Consider the following 20,664-nt stretch of genomic DNA (forward strand, 5'->3'; position numbering starts at 1 on the left):
GCGCAAGGACAGAACAGGGATTACGTAGGATTCCCGCCAGGAAGGTGGGGCGATAGGGATGTCAGGGAAACAGTCTAGGGAACCCCGCTTCGGCGGGGTTTTCTTCGTCCGCATTTTCTAGCCCAGCGGCTCTTGCGGCGACATGCCACCCGGTCGCGTATCGCTTTCTGCTTCGAGCAGGCTTCGCAGCAGTTCCACCGAAGCCTGCTGGCGCTGGGCATCGCGGTACACCAAGCCGACCTCCAATGGTACCCGGGGTTCGCTCAAGGGCTTCCACATCAGCCCATGGTCCTCTTCGGCCGCGTCCTTTGCCCGCCCCGGCAGGATGGTCACCAGGGCCGTGTGGGCCAGGCTGTCGAGAATGCCCGCCATGTTGTTCATTTCCGCCTGGACCTGTGGCCGGCGCCCCAGGTTGGCCAGTTGCGCCTGCCAGATCTGACGGATCTGGAACTCCTCGCCGAGCATCAACATGGGCAACTCGGCGGCCTGCCTGAGGGATACTTTCTTGAAGTCCCTCAAAGGGTGGTTATTGGGGATGACCAGTTGCAATTCGTCTTCGTACAGCAATTGCCCATGCAAGCCAGGTTGGCGGGGGGGCAGGTAGCTGATGCCGATATCCAGGTTGCCGTTGAGCAGGCGCCGCTCGATTTCCAGGCCAGACAATTCGTAGATCTGCACCACGAGATGCGGCTGCGCCCTTCGCACACGCTCCAGCAATTGCGGCACCAGGCTTGGGCGTACGGTTTGCAGCACACCGATGGCCAGGTTACGCAGCGACTGGCCCTTGAAGCTGCGCATGGCCTCTTGGGCACGTTGCAGGCCGTCGAGCAGGGGCAGGGCGTGGTTGTACAGGGTATGGGCGGCCAGGGTGGGCAATAGGCGCTTGTTACTGCGCTCGAACAGGCTCAGGTCAAGGCTGTGCTCGAGCTGGCGGATCTGTTGTGACAGCGCCGGTTGGGACAGTGACAGGCGCTCGGCGGCGCGGCCGACATGCCCCTCTTCATAGACCGCGACGAAATAGCGCAGTTGGCGAAAATCCATAAGTCCTGCTTATCGAAAAAGCTGCAAAAACGAAATGGCCGCAGTGCCGCGACGTGCCTAGTCTATCCCCGTATTACGCGGGCCTGAAGCGCTGCATATGCGCCTGAGGGCCCAAGTTGGAAAAGTATTTCGATAGGCAAGGCAGAACATTCACCTCTGGCACAGACCGAGGGCCTTGACCTGAGCCTTGCATGATTGCCTGGAGCCCACATGAACCTGTTCAAGCTGCGCCGCTCGGTACCCGTGATTGCCGAGCCACCGCCCGCCGCGTCGTACGAGGCGGGTACGCCGCAGCGTGCGCGTGAGCGCCTGATGCCCAGCATCGAGCGAGCGCCACAGGTATTCGTGCGGGGCCAGGGGTCATGGCTGTGGGACAGCGAGGGCCATGCCTACCTGGATTTCACCCAGGGCGGCGGGGTGAACAGCCTTGGCCACAGCCCAGGCGTGCTGGCCAAGGCCCTGGCCAGCCAGGCGCAGGCGCTGATAAATCCCGGAGCGGGCTTTCACAGCTCGGGCCTGCTGAGCCTGGTCGACCGGCTATGCCAGAGCACTGGCAGCGATCAGGCCTACCTGCTCAACAGCGGCGCCGAGGCCTGCGAGGGGGCGATCAAGCTGGCGCGCAAGTGGGGCCAACGGCACCGCAACGGCGCCTACCACATCATCACCGCCAGCCAGGGCTGCCATGGGCGCAGCCTGGGTACCCTGGCGGCTTCCGACCCGCTGCCCTGCAACCGCTGCGAGCCCGGCCTGCCGGGCTTCAGCAAGGTACCGTTCAATGACTTGGCGGCGCTGCATGCCGAGGTCGACTCGCGCACCGTGGCGATCATGCTGGAGCCTATCCAGGGTGAGGCTGGGGTGATTCCGGCTACCGGCGAATACCTCAAGGGCGTCGAGCAGCTGTGCCGCGAGCTGGGCATCCTGTTGATCCTCGACGAGGTGCAGACCGGCATGGGCCGCTGCGGCGCCCTGCTGGCCGAGCAAACCTTCGATGTGCGGGCCGACATCATCACCCTGGGCAAAGGCCTGGGTGGCGGAGTACCGCTGGCGGCGCTGCTGGCCCGTGGCACGGCGTGCTGCGCCGAGCCTGGCGAGCTGGAAGGCAGCCACCATGGCAACGCACTGATGAGCGCGGCGGGCCTGGCGGTGCTGGACAGCGTGCTGGAGCCTGGGTTCTTCGAGCAAGTACGCGACAGTGGCCGACACCTGCGCGATGGCCTCAGCCGCCTGGCGGGACGCTATGGCCAGGGCCAGGTGCGCGGGCAGGGCTTGCTGTGGGCCTTGCAGCTGCGTGAAGCGCAGGCATCTGAAATGGTCGAGGCGGCTTTGCAGGAGGGCCTGCTGCTGGGCGCTCCGCAGGCGGATGTGCTGCGCTTTTCACCAGCGCTGACGGTAAGCCGGGGCAATATCGACGAAATGCTGCTGCGCCTGGCTCGCGCCTTCGCCCGGCTGCATGCGCGCCAGCATGGGCGGCGCAAGGTGTCTGCCTGACCCTAAGAATTCAACGAACCGTCTAGCGTAGTCTGCGCATCGCCCCTGGCCTGGAGTTCTCGGCCCGGGGCGTTTTTTTGTCCACGGTTTCCAGATGTCTCGTCGCGTGCAAGCCTTCACCTACAGGTACGGTGTTGATCTCATAGGGCCAGTGGAACCTCCGGCATGCCCAGCTAGTCTGTGTTGAGAACGTACCCAGGAGAGACTTGCATGGACTTCATCCGCATCATCATCGCCATTATCCTGCCGCCGCTGGGCGTGTTCCTGCAGGTGGGCTTCGCCGGGGCATTCTGGCTGAATATCCTGCTGACCTTGCTGGGCTACATCCCGGGGATCGTGCATGCGGTGTACATCATCGCCAAACGCTGAGAATACCGGGGGCCGCCATGCGGCCCCCGGTGCTTATTGGCGCAACACCCGGCAATAGAACTTCCACTCTTGCTCCAGCGCATGGGCCAGGTTCTGCGCGTTGCGAAACCCATGCCGCTCGCCGGCGTAGAAATGCCCTTCTGCCTCCAGCCCATTGGCCTGCAGCGCTTCGAGCATGGCCCGGGTCTGTTCAGGAACCACCACCGCGTCCAGCTCGCCCTGGAAGAAGATCACCGGCACCTCGATGTGGCTGGCGTGTAGCAGCGGTGTGCGCTGCCGATAGCGCGCGGCGTCCAGGTGCGCATCGCCGATCAGCCAGTCCAGGTAGTCGCCTTCGAACTTGTGGGTGACCCGGCCCAGGGCCAGGGGGTCGCTGACACCGTAGAGGCTGGCGCCGGCACGGAACACGTCACGGAACGCCAGCGCGCACAGGGTGGTGTAGCCACCGGCGCTGCCGCCCCGAATGAAGGCCTTGTCTCGGTCGACCAGGCCGCGCTCGGCCAGGTAGTCCACCACCGCGCAGGCGTCCTGCACATCGAGTTCGCCCCAGCGCAGGTGCAGCGCCTGCCGGTAGGCGCGACCGAAGCCGGTGCTGCCGCGGTAGTTGAGGTCGACGACGGCGAAGCCGCGTTGGGTCCAGTACTGGACTCGCGGGTCGAGCACGGGGTAGCACGCCGAGGTCGGACCGCCGTGGATGAACACCAGCAGTGGCGGTGGCGTGTCGCCGCTCATGGCCGGGTAGAAGAAACCGTGGGCGCTGCCCTCGGCACTGGGGTAATGGATCGGTTGGGGCAGGCTGATGCGCGAGCTGGGTAGCAATTCGGCACCCCCGGCCAGCACGCTGACTGCGTGGCTGCGGCGGTCGATGGCGATGACTGCGGGCGGGCTGAGCGGCGAGGCGGCAATGGCATACAGATGTTGGTCGTTCATCGCCAGGCTGCGAAAACGGCTGTAGGCGCTGGCGAAGCGCTGTATCTCGCCGTCGTCCGTGCGTAGCCCCAGCTGTGCGAAGCCTTCCTCGAACCAGCTCGCCACATAGCTGTTCGGGCCCAGTGCCAGCCAGGTGCTGGTACCGAGTTGCCAGGGTGCGGCGGCGTGGTCGGCCGCTGCGGCAGGGAGTGCTTGCCAGCGGCCGTCGTGTTCGCCCCAGGGCTGCCAGAAGCCGTTGCGGTCGGACAGGCAATACAGACGGCCCTGGGCATCGAAGCACGGCTGTTGCAGCGACTCTTGCGTACCGGCCACGCAATACGCAGCGCCCCAGCCCCCTTCGGCTTGGCGCTCCCGGCACATCAGGCGGGTATGGGTCCAAGGTTGTGCCGGGCGGTCCCACTCGACCCAGGCCAGGCGCGCGCCGTCGCGGCTCAGGGTGGGGGCGGCATAGAAGTCGGCGCCTTGTGCAAGGACCTCCCGCGCTCCATCGGCAAAGGCAACCAGACGATGTTCCACCTGTTCGGCGTGACGCTCCTCTACCACCAGCACCTGGCCGTCGTGCCACTGCACGTCGCCATAGCGGCAGTCGGCATGCCGGGTGAGCGGGCGCGGAGCGGCGCCGTCCAGTGCCTGGGTATAAAGCTGCTGGTCCTGTTCGTTGACGAACACCACCCCGTCGCCCCCGAGGCAGAAATTGCCTCCGCCGTATTCGTAGACTCGGCTGCGCACGCTGAAGCCGTCTGGCGTCAGGCACCGCGCCTGGCCTTGCTGCCACTGCCAGAGCCGACAGGCGCCGTCGCTTGGGCGCAATTCATTCCACACCAGGCCTGCGGCACCGACCTTCAGTTCGGCGAAGTCAGTGCCTGCCGCCACCGCCTGGGCAGCGCTGAACTCAGCCGCGGGCAATGACATGGGCATTTCGCTCGTTGCGCAACGTCAGTTGCTCGATGCCAAGTGCGGCGTGCTCGGCTTCTTCGCGGGCCTTGAGGATCACGCCATGCTCCGGCGACTTGGCGCACACCGGGTCGGCCTTGCTGGCATCGCCGGTGAGCATGAACGCCTGGCAGCGACATCCGCCGAAATCCTGTTCCTTTTCGTCGCAGGAGCGGCAGGGCTCGGGCATCCAGTCGAAACCTCGGAAACGGTTGAAACCGAACGAGTCGTACCAGATGTGCCGCAGGTCGTGGTCGCGCACGTTGGGGAACTGCACCGGCAACTGCCGCGCGCCGTGGCAAGGCAGGGCGGTGCCATCAGGGGTGATGGTGAGGAACACGCTGCCCCAGCCGTTCATGCAGGCCTTGGGGCGTTCCTCGTAGTAGTCGGGGGTGACGAAGATCAGCTTGCACGGGCTGCCATCGGCCTTGAGCCGTTCCCGGTATTCATTGGTGATGCGCTCGGCCCTCTGCAACTGCTCCCGAGTGGGCAGCAGGCCGAGCCGGTTGAGGTGGGCCCAGCCATAGAACTGGCAGGTGGCGAGCTCGACGAAGTCGGCTTCCAGGGCGATGCACAGCTCGATGATGCGGTCGATGTGGTCGATGTTGTGCCGGTGGGTGACGAAGTTGAGCACCATGGGGTAGCCATGGGCTTTTACCGCGCGGGCCATTTTCAGTTTCTGCGCGAAGGCCTTGTGCGAGCCGGCCAGCAGGTTGTTCACCTGCTCGTCGGCGGCCTGGAAACTGATCTGGATATGGTCCAGCCCCGCCTCGCGGAAGGCGGCGATTTTGGTTTCGGTCAGGCCGATGCCGGAGGTGATGAGGTTGGTGTAGAAGCCCAGGCGCCGCGCCTCCCCGATCAGTTCGGCAAGGTCCTGGCGTACCAACGGCTCACCGCCGGAAAAGCCGATTTGCGCAGCGCCCATGGCGCGCGCCTCGGTCATCACCTTGAACCACTGTTCGGTGCTCAGCTCCTGGCCTTGCTGGGCGAAGTCCAGGGGGTTGGAGCAGTACGGGCACTGCAACGGGCAGCGATAGGTCAGCTCGGCCAGCAGCCACAGCGGTAGGCCGACCGGCACTTCAGGCGAGTTCGACCCAGTGTTCGGCACGGGCCACCTCCATGAATTGCTCGATGTCGTCAGCCACTTCCGGCACGCCGGGGAAGCGCTGTTCCAGCTCGCTGATGATAGCCGCCACGTCGCGCTGGCCGTCGATCAAGGCGCCGATCAGGCCGGCGCTTTCGTTCAGCTTGATCATGCCTTCGGGGTACAGCAGCACATGGCCTTGCTGCGCCGGCTCGTACTGGAAGCGGTAGCCTATGCGCCAGCGCGGGGTTTGCGTGCGGTCGAAACTCATGGGGCGACTCCCTTGTGCCAGACCCGTTGGTCGGTGACGGTGTGGTAAGGCGGGCGGTGCAGTTCGTAGGCCATGCTCATGGCATCGAGCATGCTCCATAGGATATCCAGCTTGAATTGCAGAATTTCCAGCATGCGCTGCTGCGACTGGGCGCTGGTGAAGTGCGCCAGAGTGATCGCCAGGCCGTGCTCGACGTCACGCCGGGCCTGGCCCAGGCGGGTGCGGAAATACTCGTAGCCGGCGGGGTCGATCCAGGGGTAGTGCTGGGGCCAGCTGTCCAGCCGCGACTGGTGGATCTGCGGGGCGAACAGTTCGGTCAGCGAGCTGCTGGCTGCCTCCTGCCAGCTGGCGCGGCGGGCGAAGTTGACGTAGGCGTCCACGGCGAAGCGCACGCCGGGCAGCACCAGCTCCTGGGAGCGCAACTGGTCGGGGTCGAGGCCGACCGCCTGGCCCAGGCGCAGCCAAGCCTCGATACCGCCGTCCTCGCCGGGGGCGCCGTCGTGGTCGAGCAGGCGCTGTATCCACTCGCGGCGGATTTCCCGGTCCGGGCAGTTGGCCAGGATCGCGGCGTCCTTCAGTGGAATGTTCACTTGGTAGTAGAAGCGGTTGGCCACCCAGCCCTGGATCTGCTCACGGGTGGCGCGGCCTTCGTACATCGCCACGTGGTACGGGTGGTGGATGTGGTAGTAGGCGCCCTTGGCGCGCAGGGCCTGCTCGAACTCGATGGGGGACAAGGGTTGGGTTTCGTTCATAGGGCCGCCGCGTTCTCCTACAACTCGATACTCATGCCATCGTAGGCGACTTCCACGCCCCGGCGGCGCACTTCGGCCCGCTGTGGCGAGTCTTCGTCGAGAATCGGGTTGGTATTGTTGATGTGGACAAGCACCTTGCGCTGGCGTGGGAAACCGTCCAGCACCTCGAGCATGCCGCCTGCGCCGTTCTGCGCGAGATGACCCATTTCGCGACCTGTGCGGGTGCCGACGCCCCGGCGCTGCATTTCATCGTCGTCCCACAGCGTGCCGTCCACCAGCAGGCAGTCGGCGCTGCTCATTATCGCCAGCAGGTTGTCGTCCACCTGCCCCAGGCCCGGGGCATAGAACAGCTTGCCGCCGCTGCGCAGGTCTTCCACCAACAGGCCCAGGTTGTCGCCGGGGTGCGGGTCGAAGCGATGTGGCGAGTAGGGCGGCGCCGCGCTGCGCAGTGGGAAAGGGGTGAACCTGAGGTTGGGGCAGGCGGGGATGACGAAGCTGCCTTCCAGGGCAATGGGGTTCCACACCAGTCCGCCGTTCCAGTGGTCGAGCATGTTGAACAGCGGGAAGCCGGTGGTCAGGTCCTGGTGGACCATGTCGGTGCACCATACCTGGTGCGGGCAACCTTCGCGCAGGCTGAGCAGGCCGGTGGTGTGGTCGATCTGGCTGTCGAGCAGGATGATCGCGTCGATGCCGCTGTCGCGCAGGGCGCGTGCGGGCTGCATCGGCGCGAAGGCTTGCAGTTGTGCTCGAATATCCGGCGAGGCGTTGCACAGCACCCAGTGCTCGCCATCGTCGGACAGCGCGATCGACGACTGGGTACGCGCCGTGGCACGCAGGGTGCCCTCGCGGTAACCCTTGCAGTTGGCGCAATTGCAGTTCCACTGGGGAAAGCCGCCACCGGCGGCGGAGCCGAGAATCTGGATGTACATGGTCGCGGTCTACCTGGCATGGCCTGTCAAAAACGACAACGCCTCGGCGGGCCGAGGCGTTGAACCACCGCCAGGCATCAGCGGTTGGCGAAGTACATGGTCACTTCGAAACCGATACGCAGGTCAGTGTATGCAGGTTTGCTCCACATGGGCTTACTCCTTCCTCTGGGGTTGATTCAAGTTGGCGCCTGTCTGCCATTGCTCGGCCTTTTCCCATGAGGGGGCAGGGCCGTTCGCCAAGCATAGCCAGCCATGTTCGGCTGACAGCAGGCGTGACACGACGTCGTCCAAGTCTGATTGTGCAGTCTTCAGGATAGACCTGCGCATGTCGGAAAGATTCGAAGTGTGTGTAGCCAGTTGTGTCTGCCATGCCCATTCGACCAGTGCTTCGTTGCTCATCGTGGCCACTTCGAACTGCTCGGCCAGTGCCTGGCGGGCCTCCGGGTCAAGGTGTGCGCCTTGTTCAAGCACCTGGCGCAGGTGCCGAAGAATCTCGCCATGGCTGGCGTGCGGCGATTGCACGCCGAAGAGCAGTCCGGCGAAGCCTTCGACCTGGCGATAGGCGCTGAATACCCCGTAGCCCAACTGCAGTTCCACCCGCAGCCGCTGGTATATCCGGCCCTGTAGCAGTTGGGCCAGCAGCCTGCCGCTGGCCTGATGAGTCAGGGGCAGTGGGCAGAACAGCAGCAAGGCCTGTTCGCTGCCTGGCAACGGCTGCTGGCGCCATTGGCGGCCGACAAGCGCGGGCGGGGCGATGGCCGGGGCGTTCTGCCCCATCATGTCTTTCAGGGCATTGGCCAGCGCCGGGTAGGCATTGTCGGCGAAGCCCATGGCCAAACCGTGCCAGCGTGCATCGGACCACAGTGCGTCCAGGCCAGGCTGATCGAGCGCGTCGCCAGAGGTGGCTGGCGTGACAGGGGCGTGCAGTGCAGCGGGCAGTGCCTTGAGCAGCGCATGGAGCGGCATCGGCACGCCTGGGCGCTCCGGCTGCGCCTGCCATTGTTCGGGGCGCGGGGTGCGCAACAGCTCCAGCGCCTGTTGCAGGGTGCGGACCACGGCGGCTGCAACCCCGCAGCAACGCAGCTCCCAGTCTTGCCCCACGGCCTTCAGGTGCAACTGCACCGAAGCGCGTTCGGCGCGTTCCTGCAAAGGGCGCAAGGCCTGCTGGAGGACCGGCAGGGCGCGTTCGCGCAGGGCCGAGCGGACCTGCCAGCGTAGATGCACCGCAGCACAATCACGCGAGCTCGGCAGCAGCGTACGGGTGGCAAGGCCTACCGGCAATGGGGAGGTGCCGGCAGGGGGCAGCTCGGCGAGCAGCAAGGTTTCGGTGGGGAGCAACTGCCAGTCACCGAACTCGCGGGTCGGCAGGCTGGCCAGCAGCGCGTGCAAGGCCGCCCTTCCTGCCTCGTCCAGCGGCTTGAAGCCTTGTCCAGCGGCATCGCGGCGAGCCAGCTCCAGAGCGCTGGCGGCTTGCTCGCGTCGGCGTTGAAGGTGGGCGAACGCCTGTTCGAGGTGTTGTGTGCCGGTGCGCTGGATGAACCCCAGCCAGCCCTCGAGCAGGGCCTGGATGTGTTCGGCCGAGGCGTTGGCGGTCAGGTCCAGATGGATATGCCAGAGCGATTGCCCGGCAAAGGCGTACAAGAGCTGTGCCCGGCAGGCCTGCAACTCGCCGCGTCCGCGCAGCGCCCCCAGCCAGCTGCCCGGGCGGCTGTCGGTAAGGCTGGCCAGCAGCAGTTCCACGGCCTGTTGCGCACCTTCAGGCAGGTGTTCGTGGGCGAACAGCAGGTCGAGGGCGTTTTCGCTAATGCGCAGTGGCTGGAACGGGCCGTCCAGCAGCGGGACGGGTGCTGTCTGTGGGCGCCTCTGCGCGGCTGCGAACAGGCTGCCATGGGTTCGCCCCAACGCCTCCAATTCATCCAGTGTCTGCGGGCCGCAAAGGCTCAGGGTAATCTGCCCGCCGTGATAGAAGCCTTGGTGAAACTGCCTGAGGGCTTGTTGGAAGTCGGGGGCGTGCAGAGGCAGGCTGTAGCGGTTGCCCGCGTGGAAGCCGCTGAGTGGATGCCGGGCCGATACCGTCTGGAGCAGCGCGAACTGATGGCGAGCCTGGGGGTTGCGCGACCAAGCGATGAATTCGGCGTGGATCACCTCGCGTTCGCGCTGTTGCCGCTCCAGGCCCAGGTCGGGTTCGACGAGCATCTGACACAAGCGTTCGAGGCCACCGGCCAGGGCGGTTGGTGGCACTTCGAAGAAAAAGTCGGTGGTGCGCTCGCGGGTGCTGGCATTCACTTGTCCGCCAAGGCCCTGGACGTAGCGCATCAGCCCGTTTTCCAGCGGGAAACGAGCTGTGCCGAGAAAGAACAGGTGCTCTAGGAAATGCGCGAGGCCGGGCCATTGCGCGGGTGCGTCGTGGCTGCCGGCGTGCACCCGCAATGCAGCGGCGGCGCGGCTAAGACGGGGGGCATGGCGCAGGGTGAGGCGCAGGCCGTTGCCGAGGATGAGTTGACGGGTGTGGTTGGGCATGGGGTCATGCTAGTGCATTTGTGGTGGCTGTACCGGCCTGTTCGCAGGCACGCCCGCTCCTAGTGGTTCGCTTCAGGTTCGGGGAATCGTGCGGGCTTGCCCGCGACGAGCCGTTGGGGTCATCGCCGATGCAGGTCCTGGCGCAGGTCGGCGAGGTAAGGAAACGCCGCGCGCCCGCGTACGACGCGTTCCTGCTCTATATCCGCCAGCAACTGGCACTCGTCGTGCCCGGCCATGGCCAGCAGGCTGCCGTCCGGGCCGACGATGCTGCTCTGCCCGCAATACTGCACATCGCCTTCTGCGCCGCAGTGGTTGGCATAGACCAAGTAGCACTGGTTCTCCTGGGCCCTTGAGCGCACAGTGACCTGGCAGGTGAAGTCGTAGGGCGCCATGTTCGCCGTCGGTACCAGCAGCAGCTCGGCGCCGGCCAACGCCAGGCGCCGTGCGTTCTCCGGGAATTCGATGTCGTAGCAGATCAGCAGTCCGAGCTTCCAGCCGTTCATCTCGACCACCGGGAAATGGTCTGGACCTGGGCTGAACATCGATCGGTCGAGCTCGCCGAACAGATGGGTCTTGCGGTAATTGCACAGGCTGCGACCCTGGGCGTCGATCAACTGCACGCTGTTGTAGAACGCGCCGTCCTCGGCCCGTTCCGGGTAGCCGTAGGCAATGGCGATGCGATGGGCTTGGGCGATCTCCACCACGGCCATGGCCGATGGGCCGTCGTCGGCTTCGGCCAGGCGTTGCACTGCCTCCAGGCCGATGTTGTAGCCGCTCAGGTACATCTCCGGGCACACCAGCAACTGGGCGCCGCGCTCGGCGGCCAGTTGCGCCTGGCGGTGCAGATGCTCGAGGTTGCCGGGCACGTCCAGTGGCTTGGACGCGCCCTGGAACAGGGCGATGCGCATGGCGCCTCCTCGTCTTCAGTCGGCCAGGGCGATCGGCCCGATCTCGTGGAACACATCGCCAGGGCCTGGGTTGTCCGCGTGGGTCTTGCCGCCGAAGTGGTTCATGATACCCCACACCGCATTCAGCGATGTCTGCACCGCGCCTTCCACCCAGGCCGGAGTCCACGACACGTCGTCGCCGGCGATGAACATGCCGCGCTGTTCGGCAGGCATGTCCTGCTGCATGAAATGCGCGTACATGCGCTGGTTGTAGCGGTAGTGGCCCGGCAGCGCACCCTTGAAGGCGCCGAGGAAGTAGGGGTCGGCTTCCCAGGAGATGGTGATCGGGTCGCCGATGATATGCCCGGCGATGTCGGTCCTGGGGTAGATCTTCTTCAGGGCATCCAGGGCCAGTTGCACCCGCTTTTCCACCGGGTGCGGCAACATCTTCAGGGCGTCGCTCATCCACGCGTAGGACAGGCAGATCACCCCCGGCTTGTCGTCGCCGTTGTCGAACAGGTAGGTGCCGCGGGTGAGGCGGTCGGTGAGGGTCATGCTCATCAGGTCGCGGCCGGTCTGCGGGTCCTTGTCCTTCCAGAACGGGCGGTCGACCATGACGAAGGTCTTCGACGACTGCATGTAGCGTGTGCGGTCCAGGGCCATCCACATCTTCTGCGAGAACAGCGATTCCTCGCAGTCGATCTGGGTGGTCAGCAGCCAGCTCTGGCAGGTGGTGAGCACGGCGGCGTAGTGGCGTGTATCGCCCCAGTTGTCGGTGACCGCCAGGCGACCATCGGCGGCGCGGGCGATGCGCTTGACCCCGGTGCGTGGCGCGCCGCCATGCAGGGCGCGCAAGCTGGTGCCGGCGGGCCAGTGGGCGCAACGTTCCGGGGCGTGGCGCCAGATACCCTGCGGCACCTGTTCGACACCGCCGACGACAAGGTGCTGGTGGTCGTCGCAGTTGGTCATCACCACGCGGAAGATTTCCAGCATCGAGTTGGGGAAGTCCGAATCCCAGCCGCCGGTGCCGAAGCCTACCTGGCCGAACACCTCACGGTGCTGGAAGCTCAGCTTGGCGAAGGCCTTTGAGCTGGCGACGAAGTCATAGAAGGTACGGTCGTCCCACAGCGGCACCAGGGTATTCCACAGCGCTTTCAGACGTGGCACGTCGCGCTCGCGAATCGCCTGCTGGATCTCGCCAAAACGTGCGCCATCTTCCAGGGCATCGGCCCAGGCATCGGCGACTTCGTGGAACAGGCTGGGCAGGTCGGCAGGCTTTTCGGCGTAGTAGGTCTGGCCTTCGAGGTCGATCACCGTGCTGCCCGAGGCGGGCGTCAGCGGGTTGGGGAAGGGCCTGGTCTCCAGGCCCAGCTTGTCGACGTAGTGGTAGAACGCCGTGGACGATACCGGGAAGCGCATGCCGCCCAGTTCCGCGACGATGCCGTCGGTGCCATTGAAGGCCTGCGAGCGCAGGCGCCCGCCTAGCTTGGAGGCTTCGTACACCACGGGCTTCAAGCCCAGCTTCATCAGTTCGTAGGCCGCCACCAGGCCCGCGATGCCTGCGCCGACGATCGCCACTTCCTCTCCATGCCGCTCGGCCGGAATGCTGCCCAGCCCTGCGGGGTGCTCCAGCCAGTCATCGAAGGCGAAGGGGAAGTCCGGACCGAAGATGGTGATGGGCTTCTTGCCGTCGGCCGGGTGGCGATTGTTCTTGTTCATGAAATGACCTTGCCAGGAGGGCTGCGCGAAACGCGGAGCCTGAGTATAGGAAATGCCTGGCAGCCATTTTAGGGAGCGCGGTGTTCGTAATTAAGATGCAGAGTGTTGTCGATATGCAGTGGTTCTTGTCGATATGACGAATAGGTGTCGCCAAGTGACGAGAAGTTACGTGGGTTGCCCGCGGTCCACCTTGCTGCTGAGGATGATCGAGGTGGTGGTTTTTTCTACCCCTTCCAACCCGCCGATCTGGTCGAGCAACTGGTCGAGCTGCTCGGGCGAGTCACTGTGCAACCAAGCCACATAGTCGAATTCTCCGCTCACCGCACACAGCTGCTGCACCTGGCCCATGGCACCCAGGCGACGTACCACCTCCTTGCCCGAACGCGGCTGCACCTTGATACCCACGTAGGCCTGCAGGCCGCCCCCGACCAGACGCTGGCCCAGGCGTACGCCGTAGCCGGTGATGACCTTGTTCTTCTCCAGCCGGGTCAATCGCGAGGTCACCGTGGTGCGTGCGATGCCCAGGTGGCGGGCGAGGGTGGCCACGCTTTCGCGGGCGTTGATCTGCAGCAGGGCGATGAGCTGGCGGTCGATTTCGTCGAGGGCGATGGGGCGGGCGTCTGGCATGACGAGTCTCTTTGATGGATGCGCTAGCCTAGCCAGCCCCCGCCCTCGGGGGCAAGGCGCGTGCGCTTCTCAGCGCGGCGTGGCCAGCGCGCGGTCGGGTTCGCGCGGGCTGCGCAGCACCACCAGCAAGGTGGCCAATGCCAGCACGCAGGCGTAGCCGTTGGTGGTGGCGATCAGCCCGAAGTGTTGTGTGGCGAAGCCTGCGAGAATGGCCGGCAGGCTGAAGGCCAGGTAGCTCAGGACATAGAAGCCGGCCATCAGGCCACCTCGCTCGTGGGCATGGGCCAGCGGCATCACCGAGCGCAGCGCGCCGAGGAAGCCGCCGCCGAAGCCCAGGCCCGCCGCCGCTGTACCAAGGAAGAACAGCCAGGCGTTGCCGGTGTCGATGCCCACCAGGGTCAGTAGCAGCCCGAGCAACAGGGCAAGGCCACCTCGGCGCAGGATTGTTGGCGCTGGCTTGTTACGCAGGCTGAAGATGCCCAGTGCGCCGAACCCGGTCAGCACGGAGACCAGGGCGCCTCCGACCAGAGGTGCATGCACCTCGGTCACCTGTCGGGCCAGGGTCGGGCCCAGCGACAGGTAGAAGCCGCCCAACGCCCAAAGGCTTGCATTCAGCGGCGCCATGCGCCAGAACGCCTGGCGTGCCTGGGGCGGAATGCGCACCTGAGGGCGCAGGGATGCCAAGGCACCTGGCTTGCTACTGATGCTCTCCGGCAGGCGTAGCAGCAAGAGCGCGAACAACGCGAACAGCCCCGCCAGGACCATGAATACCCGGTGCAGGGGCTCGCCGGAGAACTGCATCAACGACGCGCTGCCCAACGCGCCCAAGGCCAGGCCGATCATGGGGGTGAGGCTGTTGAGCAGCGGCCCGCGCTCGCGGTCGAAATCCAGCAGCGCCGCGCCCAGCACACTGGTCGCAAGCCCGGTGGCCAACCCTTGGAGCAAGCGGGCGACGATCAGCACCTGAACCGATTCGGCTTCAAGGAACAATGCCATGGCCAGCAGTTGCAGGAGCAAGGCCGCGCCGATCACCGGGCGTCGGCCGATGTGATCGGACAACGAGCCGAACACCAGCAGTGTCAACAGCAGGCCGGCGGCATAGATGCTGAACACCACGGTCAGCAGCGCCGCGGAAAAGCCCCAGGTTTCGCGGTACAGCGCATACAGCGGGGTCGGCGCGCTGGCGGCGGCGGAAAAGGCGATGAGGATCGCTCCGATCAACCACACGGAGCGGCGTCGGGAGAGCCCAGTACGGCGCTCGTGCGTGGATGTGGGTGAGGTGTCTTTCATGGTGATCTCGCAAAGGCTAAGATTCAGCTTTTGCGAGACGATGCGCCTGTTGCGGGATAAAAGCAAATTCTTTGCGTTAGGGTGAGTATGGCAGTCAATCAGGGTGTGCGGCCGGGTGGCCGCAGCGCGAGGGTCCAGGCCTCGGTGCACAAGGCGGTTACCGAGCTGTTAGAGGAGCGTGAGCGTGGCGAACTGACCGTGCCGCTGATCGCGGCCCGGGCAGGTGTGACGCCCTCGACCATCTATCGCCGCTGGGGCGATCTCAACGAGCTGTTGGGCGATGTGGCCTTGCAGCGCATCCGCCCGGACGGCGAGCCGACTGACACCGGCAGCCTCAAGGGCGACCTGCTGGCCTGGGGTATCCAGTACATGGAGGAAACCGCTTCGGTGCCTGGCCGCGCGGTGGTACTCGACCTGCTGGCCGCCGGCGGCTGCTCCGGACGCTGCCTGGAGATTGCCCGCGCGCAGTTCGGCATCCTGCTCGAGCGGGCGCTTGCCCGCGGTGAGCCGGTGCCGGACGAGGACCGTATCGTCGATCGGCTGGTAGCGCCGTTGGTGTATCGAATCCTGTTTTCCAACCAGGCGTTGCATGAGGGGTATGTCGAGGTGCTGGTGGATGGGGTGTTGGAGGGGGTGGCGAGCTGACGAGCCAAGCGCTTCAGTCGTTCCAGTTGATTTGATAGCGCGTGCTGCGTCCACCACCCGGTAGCCGGATCAGGCAACCTTTTTCCAACAGGTCGCTGAGGTGGCGGCTCGCCGTAGCCTTTGAAACCTTGGCGACGGACTGGTATTGCGATGCACTGATGCTCTCCGGGAACCCACCTCGATCCTGCAACAGGTCGCCATCGAGCAGTCGATTGAGCACCTTGATCTGCTCGGCGGTCAGGGATTTCTGGCTGTGCCGATGCCAGAAGCGTGCCTTGCCCAGCACCCGTTCGATGCGTGCCAGTGCCTGCTCCAGGCTGCGTAGCAGTGTGCGCAGAAACCAGCTAAGCCAGGCTGTGATATCCAGACCGCTCTTCTGGCGGGCTTCCAGAATTTCGTAGTACCCACGACGGTCTTCCAGAATGCTGGCAGGCATGGCGTAGAAGCGAATGGCTTGTTGCTCGGCCTGTGCCAAGGCCAGGTCGGTGATGGCTCGAGTGAGTCGGCCATTGCCGTCATCGAAGGGGTGCAGCGTGACGAACCAGAAATGCGCGATACCTGCTCGCAGCAAGGGGTCGAGTGCCGGATCGCCAGCGCTTTCGGCGAACCACGTGAGGAAGGCCTGAACTTGCGCCTCCAGCCCTTCGCGCGGTGGTGCCTGGAAGTGCACGGTGGGCCTGTCGATGCGTCCCGAGACGACTTGCATCGGTTCCTCGCCGCGCAGCGCTCCTACCCAGATGGGCGTGGTGACGAGTTGATTGGCGGAAGGGAACAGCAGCTGATGCCAATGCAGCAGTCGCTCCAGGGTCAGAGGGTACCGATGTGCTTGAGTGGCATCCAGCATCAGTTCCGCGAGGCCCTCGCTACGCGCAGTGCCGATGCCTGCGACCTCCAGGCCAAGACGTCGAGCGAGAGAGGAGCGGACGGACTCCACATTCAGCCGCTCTCCTTCGATAGCCGAACTGGTGACGATGTTTTGCAGTAAGGCATCAAGGGTGTTCTGCGTTTGCGCATCGGCATCGACAGCGCCGGCCATACCGAGCAGTTGGCCTTGCGCCTGGGTGCAGGCGCGCAGCAGCCCGGCCACAGGCTCGGCCTGCCAATGAAAGTGCGGCCAATCTGCGTGCTGCCAAATCCAGGTGGGATCGTTCATATCAGGCCTCGCGAGGAGCGTGAGCCGATTACGAACGCTATTCGGCTCATTTTGTGAGCCGATTATGTGGGCTATTCGGCTCATCGTGCACCACGCGAAGCGATGTGCAGGTTCTGGCTCTGGCGCAACGAAAAAGCCGCGCAAATGCGCGGCTTTCGTGAATGTTTGGTGGGCCCACACGGACTTGAACCGTGGACCAAAGGATTATGAGTCCTCTGCTCTAACCAACTGAGCTATAGGCCCCAGAGGTGCGCAGGATTATAACGAGGGTTTGCTAAGCGTGCCATCCGAAAGATCCGATAGTGCTATACGAAGGAAGGTCACGGCGAATTCGTCGGCGGGCAGGGGCAGGCTGACGATGTACCCCTGGATCTGCTCGCACCCTTCGACCGCCAGGAACTGCTGCTGCGCGTGGTTCTCCACACCCTCGGCGATGATGGTCAGTTGCATGCTGCGGCCCAGGGCGATGATCGCGCGGGCGATCGCTGCGTCGTGCGGGTCGTCCGGCAGGCCGCGGATGAACGACTGGTCGATCTTCAGGATGTCCAGCGGTAGGCGCTTGAGGTAGCTGAGCGACGAATAACCCGTGCCGAAGTCATCGATGGCCAGCTGAACCCCCAGCTGCTTGAGCTCGTGCAGTACGGCCAGGGCTTCTTCGGCCTGGCTCATGATGAAGTTCTCGGTGATCTCCAGTTGCAGGTCGCCGGCCTTGAGCTGGAATGTCTTGAGCAGGTGTTCGATGCGCCGCGCCAGGTTGGGCTGGCGCAACTGCGCGCCGGCGAGGTTGATCGACAGCGGTCCGAAGGCCTGGTAGCGCTTCTTCCAGGCGTGCATCTGGCGGCAGGCATGCTCTAGCACCCAGTCGCCGATCTGCAGGATGGTGCCATTTTCTTCCGCCAGGTGGATGAACTGCTCTGGCGGCACCTCGCCAAAGGTCGGGTGCTTCCAGCGAATCAGCGCTTCGGCGCCCACCAGGCTTTGGGTCTTGAGGCTGAACTTGGGCTGGTAGTAAAGGCTCATCTCGTTGCGCTCGATGGCTCGACGCAGTTCGTGTTCCAGGGCGATGCGCTCGCTGGCCTGGGCGGTCAGGTCGAGGGTGTAGGCCTCGACGCGGTTGCGGCCCTTGGCCTTGGAGCGATACATGGCCGCGTCTGCGTTGCGGATCAGGGTGGACACGTCGCTGCCGTCCTGGGGGTAGAGGCTGATGCCGATGCTGGCGCTGGTAAAGAACTCGTGCTCGCCCGCTTGCACCGGGGCGTGGAAACAAGCCAGCAACTTGCTGGCGATGGCGCTGGCATCGCTGGGGCGGTGCAGTCCGGGCAGCAGGATGATGAATTCGTCACCGCCCAGGCGTGCCACGGTGTCGACATCGCGCACCTGCTCCTTCAGGCGTTGCGCGATGCCTTTGAGCAGCAGGTCGCCGACCGGGTGGCCGAGGCTGTCGTTGATGTGTTTGAAGCGGTCGAGGTCGAGGAACAGCACTGCGCCTTGGCGGTTGGAGTCCTGCGAGCAGGTGAGTACCGATTGCAGGCGGCTTTCGAACAGGGCGCGGTTGGGCAGACCGGTGAGCGGGTCGTGGTGGGCTTGGTAGTCGAGCTTGGCCTGGGCATGCTTGAGGCTGGAGATGTCGGCGAACACTGCAACGAAGTGAGTGATCTCATGTTCGCTGTTGCGCACGGCGCTGATGGTCAACCAGCCGGGGTACAACTCGCCGTTCTTGCGCTTGTTGTAGATTTCGCCCTGCCAATGACCTTCGGCGGTGAGCTGGTGCCAGAGGGCGGCATAGAACGCGCTGTCGTGCTGGCCGGATGCAAGCAGGCGAGGGGTTTGGCCAAGGGCCTCGCTTTCGCTGTAGCCGGTGATTTCGCTGAAGGCGCGGTTGACCGCGCTGATGCGCTGGTCGGGATCGGTGATCAGCACGCCTTCGGCAGTGTTCTCGAACACCGTGGCGGCCAGTTGCAGTTTCTCCTGCATCAGGTGGCGCTCGGTGATGTCGCGGGCGATGGTCAGCATGCAGTCTTCGCCGCCGATCGGCAGCGGGCGCGCGGACAGTTCGCAGAGGCGGATCTGGCCGTCGCTGCGGCGGATATGGCAACTGAAGTCGCGTATGTAGCCGTCGCGCTGCAGCTGTTCGATCATCCGTCGGCGTTCGTTTAGGTCGACCCAGATACCCAGGTCGAGGCTGGTCTGGTCCTGGGTGGGGTTGATGTCGTAGCCGGTCAGGCGGCAGAAACCCTCGTTCACTTCGACCAGCAGGCCATCGCTCTGACGCGACAACAGCAGGCCATCGGGGGAGGCGTGGAAGGCCTTGGCGAACTTCTCCTCGGAAATCTGCAACTGTTGTTGGGTCTGCTTCAACTGGCTGATATCGCGCACTGCCACTACCAGGGCGGGCGTGCCGTCCAGGTCGAAGGTCTGCGCTGACGTCAAACCGGTGAACAGCTGGCCGTTGCTGCGCCGGAAGCTCATCTCCAGGTTGCGGATGCCGCCGCGGTGAAGGCGCTCGAGCAGCGTCGGGCCGGTGCCGGCGACGCCCCACAGGCCCAGTTCGGTGGCCGTGCGGCCGATCACCTCGGAGGGGCTCAGGCCGATCTGCTCCTCGAAGGCTTCGTTGACTTCCAGCAGGCAACCATCGCTGTGCCGGGCGATCAGCAGGATGTCCGGGCATTGCTGGAACACCGAGGCGAACTTCTGCTCCGACAAGCGCAACGCATCCTCGGTGCGCTTGGTCTCGCTGATGTCGATCATCAGCCCGCGCAGCAGCGGCTTGTGGCCGTGCTCGATCATGCTGACGATATTGCGCACCCAGATGGCATGGCCATCGGCACGAATGACCCGGTAGTCGAGGGCATGGTCGCGTCCGGCGGCGGTCTCGCTGTCGCAGTAGGCTTGGGCCCAAAGGGTGTCTTCGGGGTGCAGGACGCTGCGCCAGAAGCCCGGCTTGAGCCATTCGCGCAGCGGGTAGCCGAGCAGGTTCTCGGCGTGGGGCGAGACGTAGCTGTAGGTATAGTCGTTGGCGTCGGCCTCCCAGGCGATCGCGGAGAGGCTCTCGACCAGGCTACGGTAGTGGTACTCGCTGCTACGCAGCTCCTGTTCGAGGGCGATACGCCGGGAAATTTCCGAACTCAGCCGACGGTTGATGCGCAGCATGGCGACCAGTACCAGCAGCACCAGGGCCAAGGTCGGCAGGCCGTAGAGCAGCATGTCGTGCCAGAAGGAGCGCTGGTCGATGACATTGCCGACCCAGCGTTGCTGGATCTTGTCGATCTCCTGGCTGCTGAGGTCGGCCAGGACCTTGTCGAGGATGCCGATCAGCACCCTCTGTTCGCGCGGTGCGGCCATGGCCAACTGGTAGCGGTAGGGCGTCTCGCCGCTGACATAGAGCCCATCGAGCTTGAGCTGGCGCAGGCTCCAGATGCTCGAGGCGAGGTCGCCCACCACGGCGTCCACCTCGTCGGTGGCCAGGGCCTGGAGGGCCGAGCTGACGTTGGGCAATGCCACCAGGTTGAGGTCGGGGTGGTGGGTGCGCAGCAGTTCGTGGGGGGCGTAGTTCTCGACCACGGCAATCTTCAGGCCGTACAGGTCCTTGAGCGTGCGCGGCTGGGCACTGCCCTCATGGGCCAGGATGACGATGGGAAAGTCCAGGTAGGGGCGGGTGAAGGCCAGGTAGGCCTGGCGTTCGGGGGTGGACATGATGCCGGGCAGCAGGTCGATGCGGTTCTGCCGAGCCTGCTCCAGCACCTGGGTCCAGCTGACGGGCTGGACCGGTTGCAGTGTTACCCCCAGGCGCTCCTGGATCAAGGCGATATAGTCGGCGGCCAATCCCTGGTAGTGACCTTCCTGGTCGCGAAATTCGAATGGTGGCCACGAGGCATCCACACCCAGGCGCAGCTGCGGATGGGCGCTGAGCCAAGCTTTTTCCTCATCGGTCAGGGCAAGGGCGCCGGCCGTTGTGTTCCAGGCGAGTAGGAGCAGCAACAGAAGGGCCGGCATCAAGGGCATGGCGACCTCTCGAATCAGGGGGCT

General features: G+C 64.9%; 17 protein-coding genes and 1 tRNA gene. 3 read left to right on the plus strand and 15 right to left on the minus strand.

The genetic code is table 11. The features are described 5' to 3' along the window. Positions 1 to 117: 117 nt before the first annotated feature. The gene (locus RAC97_RS09985) at positions 118 to 1,041 is read right to left on the minus strand and encodes a LysR family transcriptional regulator (protein WP_375099572.1); all 924 of its coding nucleotides are present in this window, start codon (positions 1,039 to 1,041) and stop codon (positions 118 to 120) included. Positions 1,042 to 1,251: 210 nt separating this feature from the next. Here RAC97_RS09985 and RAC97_RS09990 point away from each other — a divergent pair, with 210 nt between their 5' ends. Together RAC97_RS09990 and RAC97_RS09995 are read left to right on the plus strand one after the other, a co-directional pair. Further along, positions 1,252 to 2,529, plus strand: a complete 1,278-nt coding sequence (locus RAC97_RS09990) for an aspartate aminotransferase family protein (RefSeq protein ID WP_375099573.1) — start codon at positions 1,252 to 1,254, stop codon at positions 2,527 to 2,529. Positions 2,530 to 2,739: 210 nt separating this feature from the next. Continuing rightward, the gene (locus RAC97_RS09995; protein WP_033696002.1) at positions 2,740 to 2,898 is read left to right on the plus strand and encodes a YqaE/Pmp3 family membrane protein; all 159 of its coding nucleotides are present in this window, start codon (positions 2,740 to 2,742) and stop codon (positions 2,896 to 2,898) included. A gap of 33 nt (positions 2,899 to 2,931) precedes the next feature. Here RAC97_RS09995 and RAC97_RS10000 read toward each other — a convergent pair whose 3' ends face one another. The 11 genes from RAC97_RS10000 to RAC97_RS10050 form a co-directional block, all read right to left on the minus strand. Continuing rightward, positions 2,932 to 4,740 (minus strand): prolyl oligopeptidase family serine peptidase, encoded by a 1,809-nt coding sequence (locus RAC97_RS10000; RefSeq protein WP_375099574.1) that lies wholly within the window; start codon positions 4,738 to 4,740, stop codon positions 2,932 to 2,934. Continuing rightward, positions 4,721 to 5,869 carry a pyrroloquinoline quinone biosynthesis protein PqqE gene (pqqE, locus tag RAC97_RS10005; RefSeq protein WP_375099575.1) on the minus strand — a complete coding sequence of 383 codons (1,149 nt, stop codon included), beginning with the start codon at positions 5,867 to 5,869 and terminating at the stop codon, positions 4,721 to 4,723. Before pqqE ends, RAC97_RS10000 begins: the two co-directional genes overlap by 20 nt. After that, positions 5,841 to 6,116, minus strand: coding sequence for a pyrroloquinoline quinone biosynthesis peptide chaperone PqqD (pqqD, locus tag RAC97_RS10010; RefSeq protein WP_375099576.1), 276 nt, complete (start codon positions 6,114 to 6,116; stop codon positions 5,841 to 5,843). The genes pqqE and pqqD overlap by 29 nt, the downstream gene beginning before the upstream one ends. Continuing rightward, positions 6,113 to 6,868: a pyrroloquinoline-quinone synthase PqqC gene (gene pqqC / locus RAC97_RS10015; RefSeq protein WP_375099577.1), complete on the minus strand. Its 756-nt coding sequence runs from the start codon at positions 6,866 to 6,868 to the stop codon at positions 6,113 to 6,115. The genes pqqD and pqqC overlap by 4 nt, the downstream gene beginning before the upstream one ends. Before the next feature lie 17 nt (positions 6,869 to 6,885). Beyond that, positions 6,886 to 7,797, minus strand: coding sequence for a pyrroloquinoline quinone biosynthesis protein PqqB (gene pqqB, locus RAC97_RS10020; protein ID WP_375099578.1), 912 nt, complete (start codon positions 7,795 to 7,797; stop codon positions 6,886 to 6,888). Between the two features lie 77 nt (positions 7,798 to 7,874). Beyond that, the gene (gene pqqA, locus RAC97_RS10025; protein WP_375099634.1) at positions 7,875 to 7,946 is read right to left on the minus strand and encodes a pyrroloquinoline quinone precursor peptide PqqA; all 72 of its coding nucleotides are present in this window, start codon (positions 7,944 to 7,946) and stop codon (positions 7,875 to 7,877) included. A 4-nt stretch (positions 7,947 to 7,950) separates the two neighbouring features. Continuing rightward, on the minus strand, positions 7,951 to 10,317 hold the full coding sequence (gene pqqF, locus RAC97_RS10030; protein WP_375099579.1) for a pyrroloquinoline quinone biosynthesis protein PqqF: 2,367 nt from the start codon (positions 10,315 to 10,317) through the stop codon (positions 7,951 to 7,953). 119 nt (positions 10,318 to 10,436) lie between these two features. Beyond that, on the minus strand, positions 10,437 to 11,225 hold the full coding sequence (locus RAC97_RS10035; RefSeq protein ID WP_375099580.1) for a carbon-nitrogen hydrolase family protein: 789 nt from the start codon (positions 11,223 to 11,225) through the stop codon (positions 10,437 to 10,439). A 15-nt stretch (positions 11,226 to 11,240) separates the two neighbouring features. Next, a complete protein-coding gene (locus tag RAC97_RS10040) occupies positions 11,241 to 12,923 on the minus strand; it encodes a flavin monoamine oxidase family protein (RefSeq protein WP_375099581.1) in 1,683 nt (560 codons plus the stop codon). A gap of 165 nt (positions 12,924 to 13,088) precedes the next feature. Further along, positions 13,089 to 13,550 (minus strand): Lrp/AsnC family transcriptional regulator, encoded by a 462-nt coding sequence (locus RAC97_RS10045; protein ID WP_375099582.1) that lies wholly within the window; start codon positions 13,548 to 13,550, stop codon positions 13,089 to 13,091. Between the two features lie 69 nt (positions 13,551 to 13,619). Beyond that, positions 13,620 to 14,840 carry an MFS transporter gene (locus RAC97_RS10050; RefSeq protein ID WP_375099583.1) on the minus strand — a complete coding sequence of 407 codons (1,221 nt, stop codon included), beginning with the start codon at positions 14,838 to 14,840 and terminating at the stop codon, positions 13,620 to 13,622. 87 nt (positions 14,841 to 14,927) lie between these two features. On the opposite strand from RAC97_RS10050, the gene RAC97_RS10055 reads away from it, so the two are divergent. Further along, positions 14,928 to 15,485 (plus strand): TetR/AcrR family transcriptional regulator C-terminal ligand-binding domain-containing protein, encoded by a 558-nt coding sequence (locus RAC97_RS10055; RefSeq protein WP_375099584.1) that lies wholly within the window; start codon positions 14,928 to 14,930, stop codon positions 15,483 to 15,485. A gap of 13 nt (positions 15,486 to 15,498) precedes the next feature. Here RAC97_RS10055 and RAC97_RS10060 read toward each other — a convergent pair whose 3' ends face one another. From RAC97_RS10060 to RAC97_RS10070, 3 genes are all read right to left on the minus strand, one after another. Beyond that, positions 15,499 to 16,638 (minus strand): Fic family protein, encoded by a 1,140-nt coding sequence (locus tag RAC97_RS10060; protein ID WP_375099585.1) that lies wholly within the window; start codon positions 16,636 to 16,638, stop codon positions 15,499 to 15,501. A gap of 166 nt (positions 16,639 to 16,804) precedes the next feature. Continuing rightward, positions 16,805 to 16,881: transfer RNA gene (locus RAC97_RS10065), tRNA-Ile, on the minus strand. Between the two features lie 15 nt (positions 16,882 to 16,896). After that, positions 16,897 to 20,640: a bifunctional diguanylate cyclase/phosphodiesterase gene (locus RAC97_RS10070; RefSeq protein ID WP_375099586.1), complete on the minus strand. Its 3,744-nt coding sequence runs from the start codon at positions 20,638 to 20,640 to the stop codon at positions 16,897 to 16,899. Between the last annotated feature and the right edge of the window lie 24 nt (positions 20,641 to 20,664).

Origin of the sequence: Pseudomonas sp. LS_2 (genome assembly GCF_042709235.1) — a bacterium.
Taxonomy (GTDB): domain Bacteria; phylum Pseudomonadota; class Gammaproteobacteria; order Pseudomonadales; family Pseudomonadaceae; genus Aquipseudomonas.

Excerpts from the sequence above, each read along its gene's own strand:
- RAC97_RS09985 (WP_375099572.1), bottom strand. The coding sequence starts at position 1,041 with ATGGATTTTCGCCAACTGCGCTATTTCGTCGCGGTCTATGAAGAGGGG.
- RAC97_RS09990 (WP_375099573.1), top strand. The coding sequence starts at position 1,252 with ATGAACCTGTTCAAGCTGCGCCGCTCGGTACCCGTGATTGCCGAGCCA.
- RAC97_RS09995 (WP_033696002.1), top strand. The coding sequence starts at position 2,740 with ATGGACTTCATCCGCATCATCATCGCCATTATCCTGCCGCCGCTGGGC.
- RAC97_RS10000 (WP_375099574.1), bottom strand. The coding sequence starts at position 4,740 with ATGTCATTGCCCGCGGCTGAGTTCAGCGCTGCCCAGGCGGTGGCGGCA.
- pqqD (WP_375099576.1), bottom strand. The coding sequence starts at position 6,116 with ATGAGTTTCGACCGCACGCAAACCCCGCGCTGGCGCATAGGCTACCGC.
- pqqC (WP_375099577.1), bottom strand. The coding sequence starts at position 6,868 with ATGAACGAAACCCAACCCTTGTCCCCCATCGAGTTCGAGCAGGCCCTG.
- pqqB (WP_375099578.1), bottom strand. The coding sequence starts at position 7,797 with ATGTACATCCAGATTCTCGGCTCCGCCGCCGGTGGCGGCTTTCCCCAG.
- pqqF (WP_375099579.1), bottom strand. The coding sequence starts at position 10,317 with ATGCCCAACCACACCCGTCAACTCATCCTCGGCAACGGCCTGCGCCTC.
- RAC97_RS10035 (WP_375099580.1), bottom strand. The coding sequence starts at position 11,225 with ATGCGCATCGCCCTGTTCCAGGGCGCGTCCAAGCCACTGGACGTGCCC.
- RAC97_RS10040 (WP_375099581.1), bottom strand. The coding sequence starts at position 12,923 with ATGAACAAGAACAATCGCCACCCGGCCGACGGCAAGAAGCCCATCACC.
- RAC97_RS10045 (WP_375099582.1), bottom strand. The coding sequence starts at position 13,550 with ATGCCAGACGCCCGCCCCATCGCCCTCGACGAAATCGACCGCCAGCTC.
- RAC97_RS10050 (WP_375099583.1), bottom strand. The coding sequence starts at position 14,840 with ATGAAAGACACCTCACCCACATCCACGCACGAGCGCCGTACTGGGCTC.
- RAC97_RS10055 (WP_375099584.1), top strand. The coding sequence starts at position 14,928 with ATGGCAGTCAATCAGGGTGTGCGGCCGGGTGGCCGCAGCGCGAGGGTC.
- RAC97_RS10060 (WP_375099585.1), bottom strand. The coding sequence starts at position 16,638 with ATGAACGATCCCACCTGGATTTGGCAGCACGCAGATTGGCCGCACTTT.
- RAC97_RS10070 (WP_375099586.1), bottom strand. The coding sequence starts at position 20,640 with ATGCCCTTGATGCCGGCCCTTCTGTTGCTGCTCCTACTCGCCTGGAAC.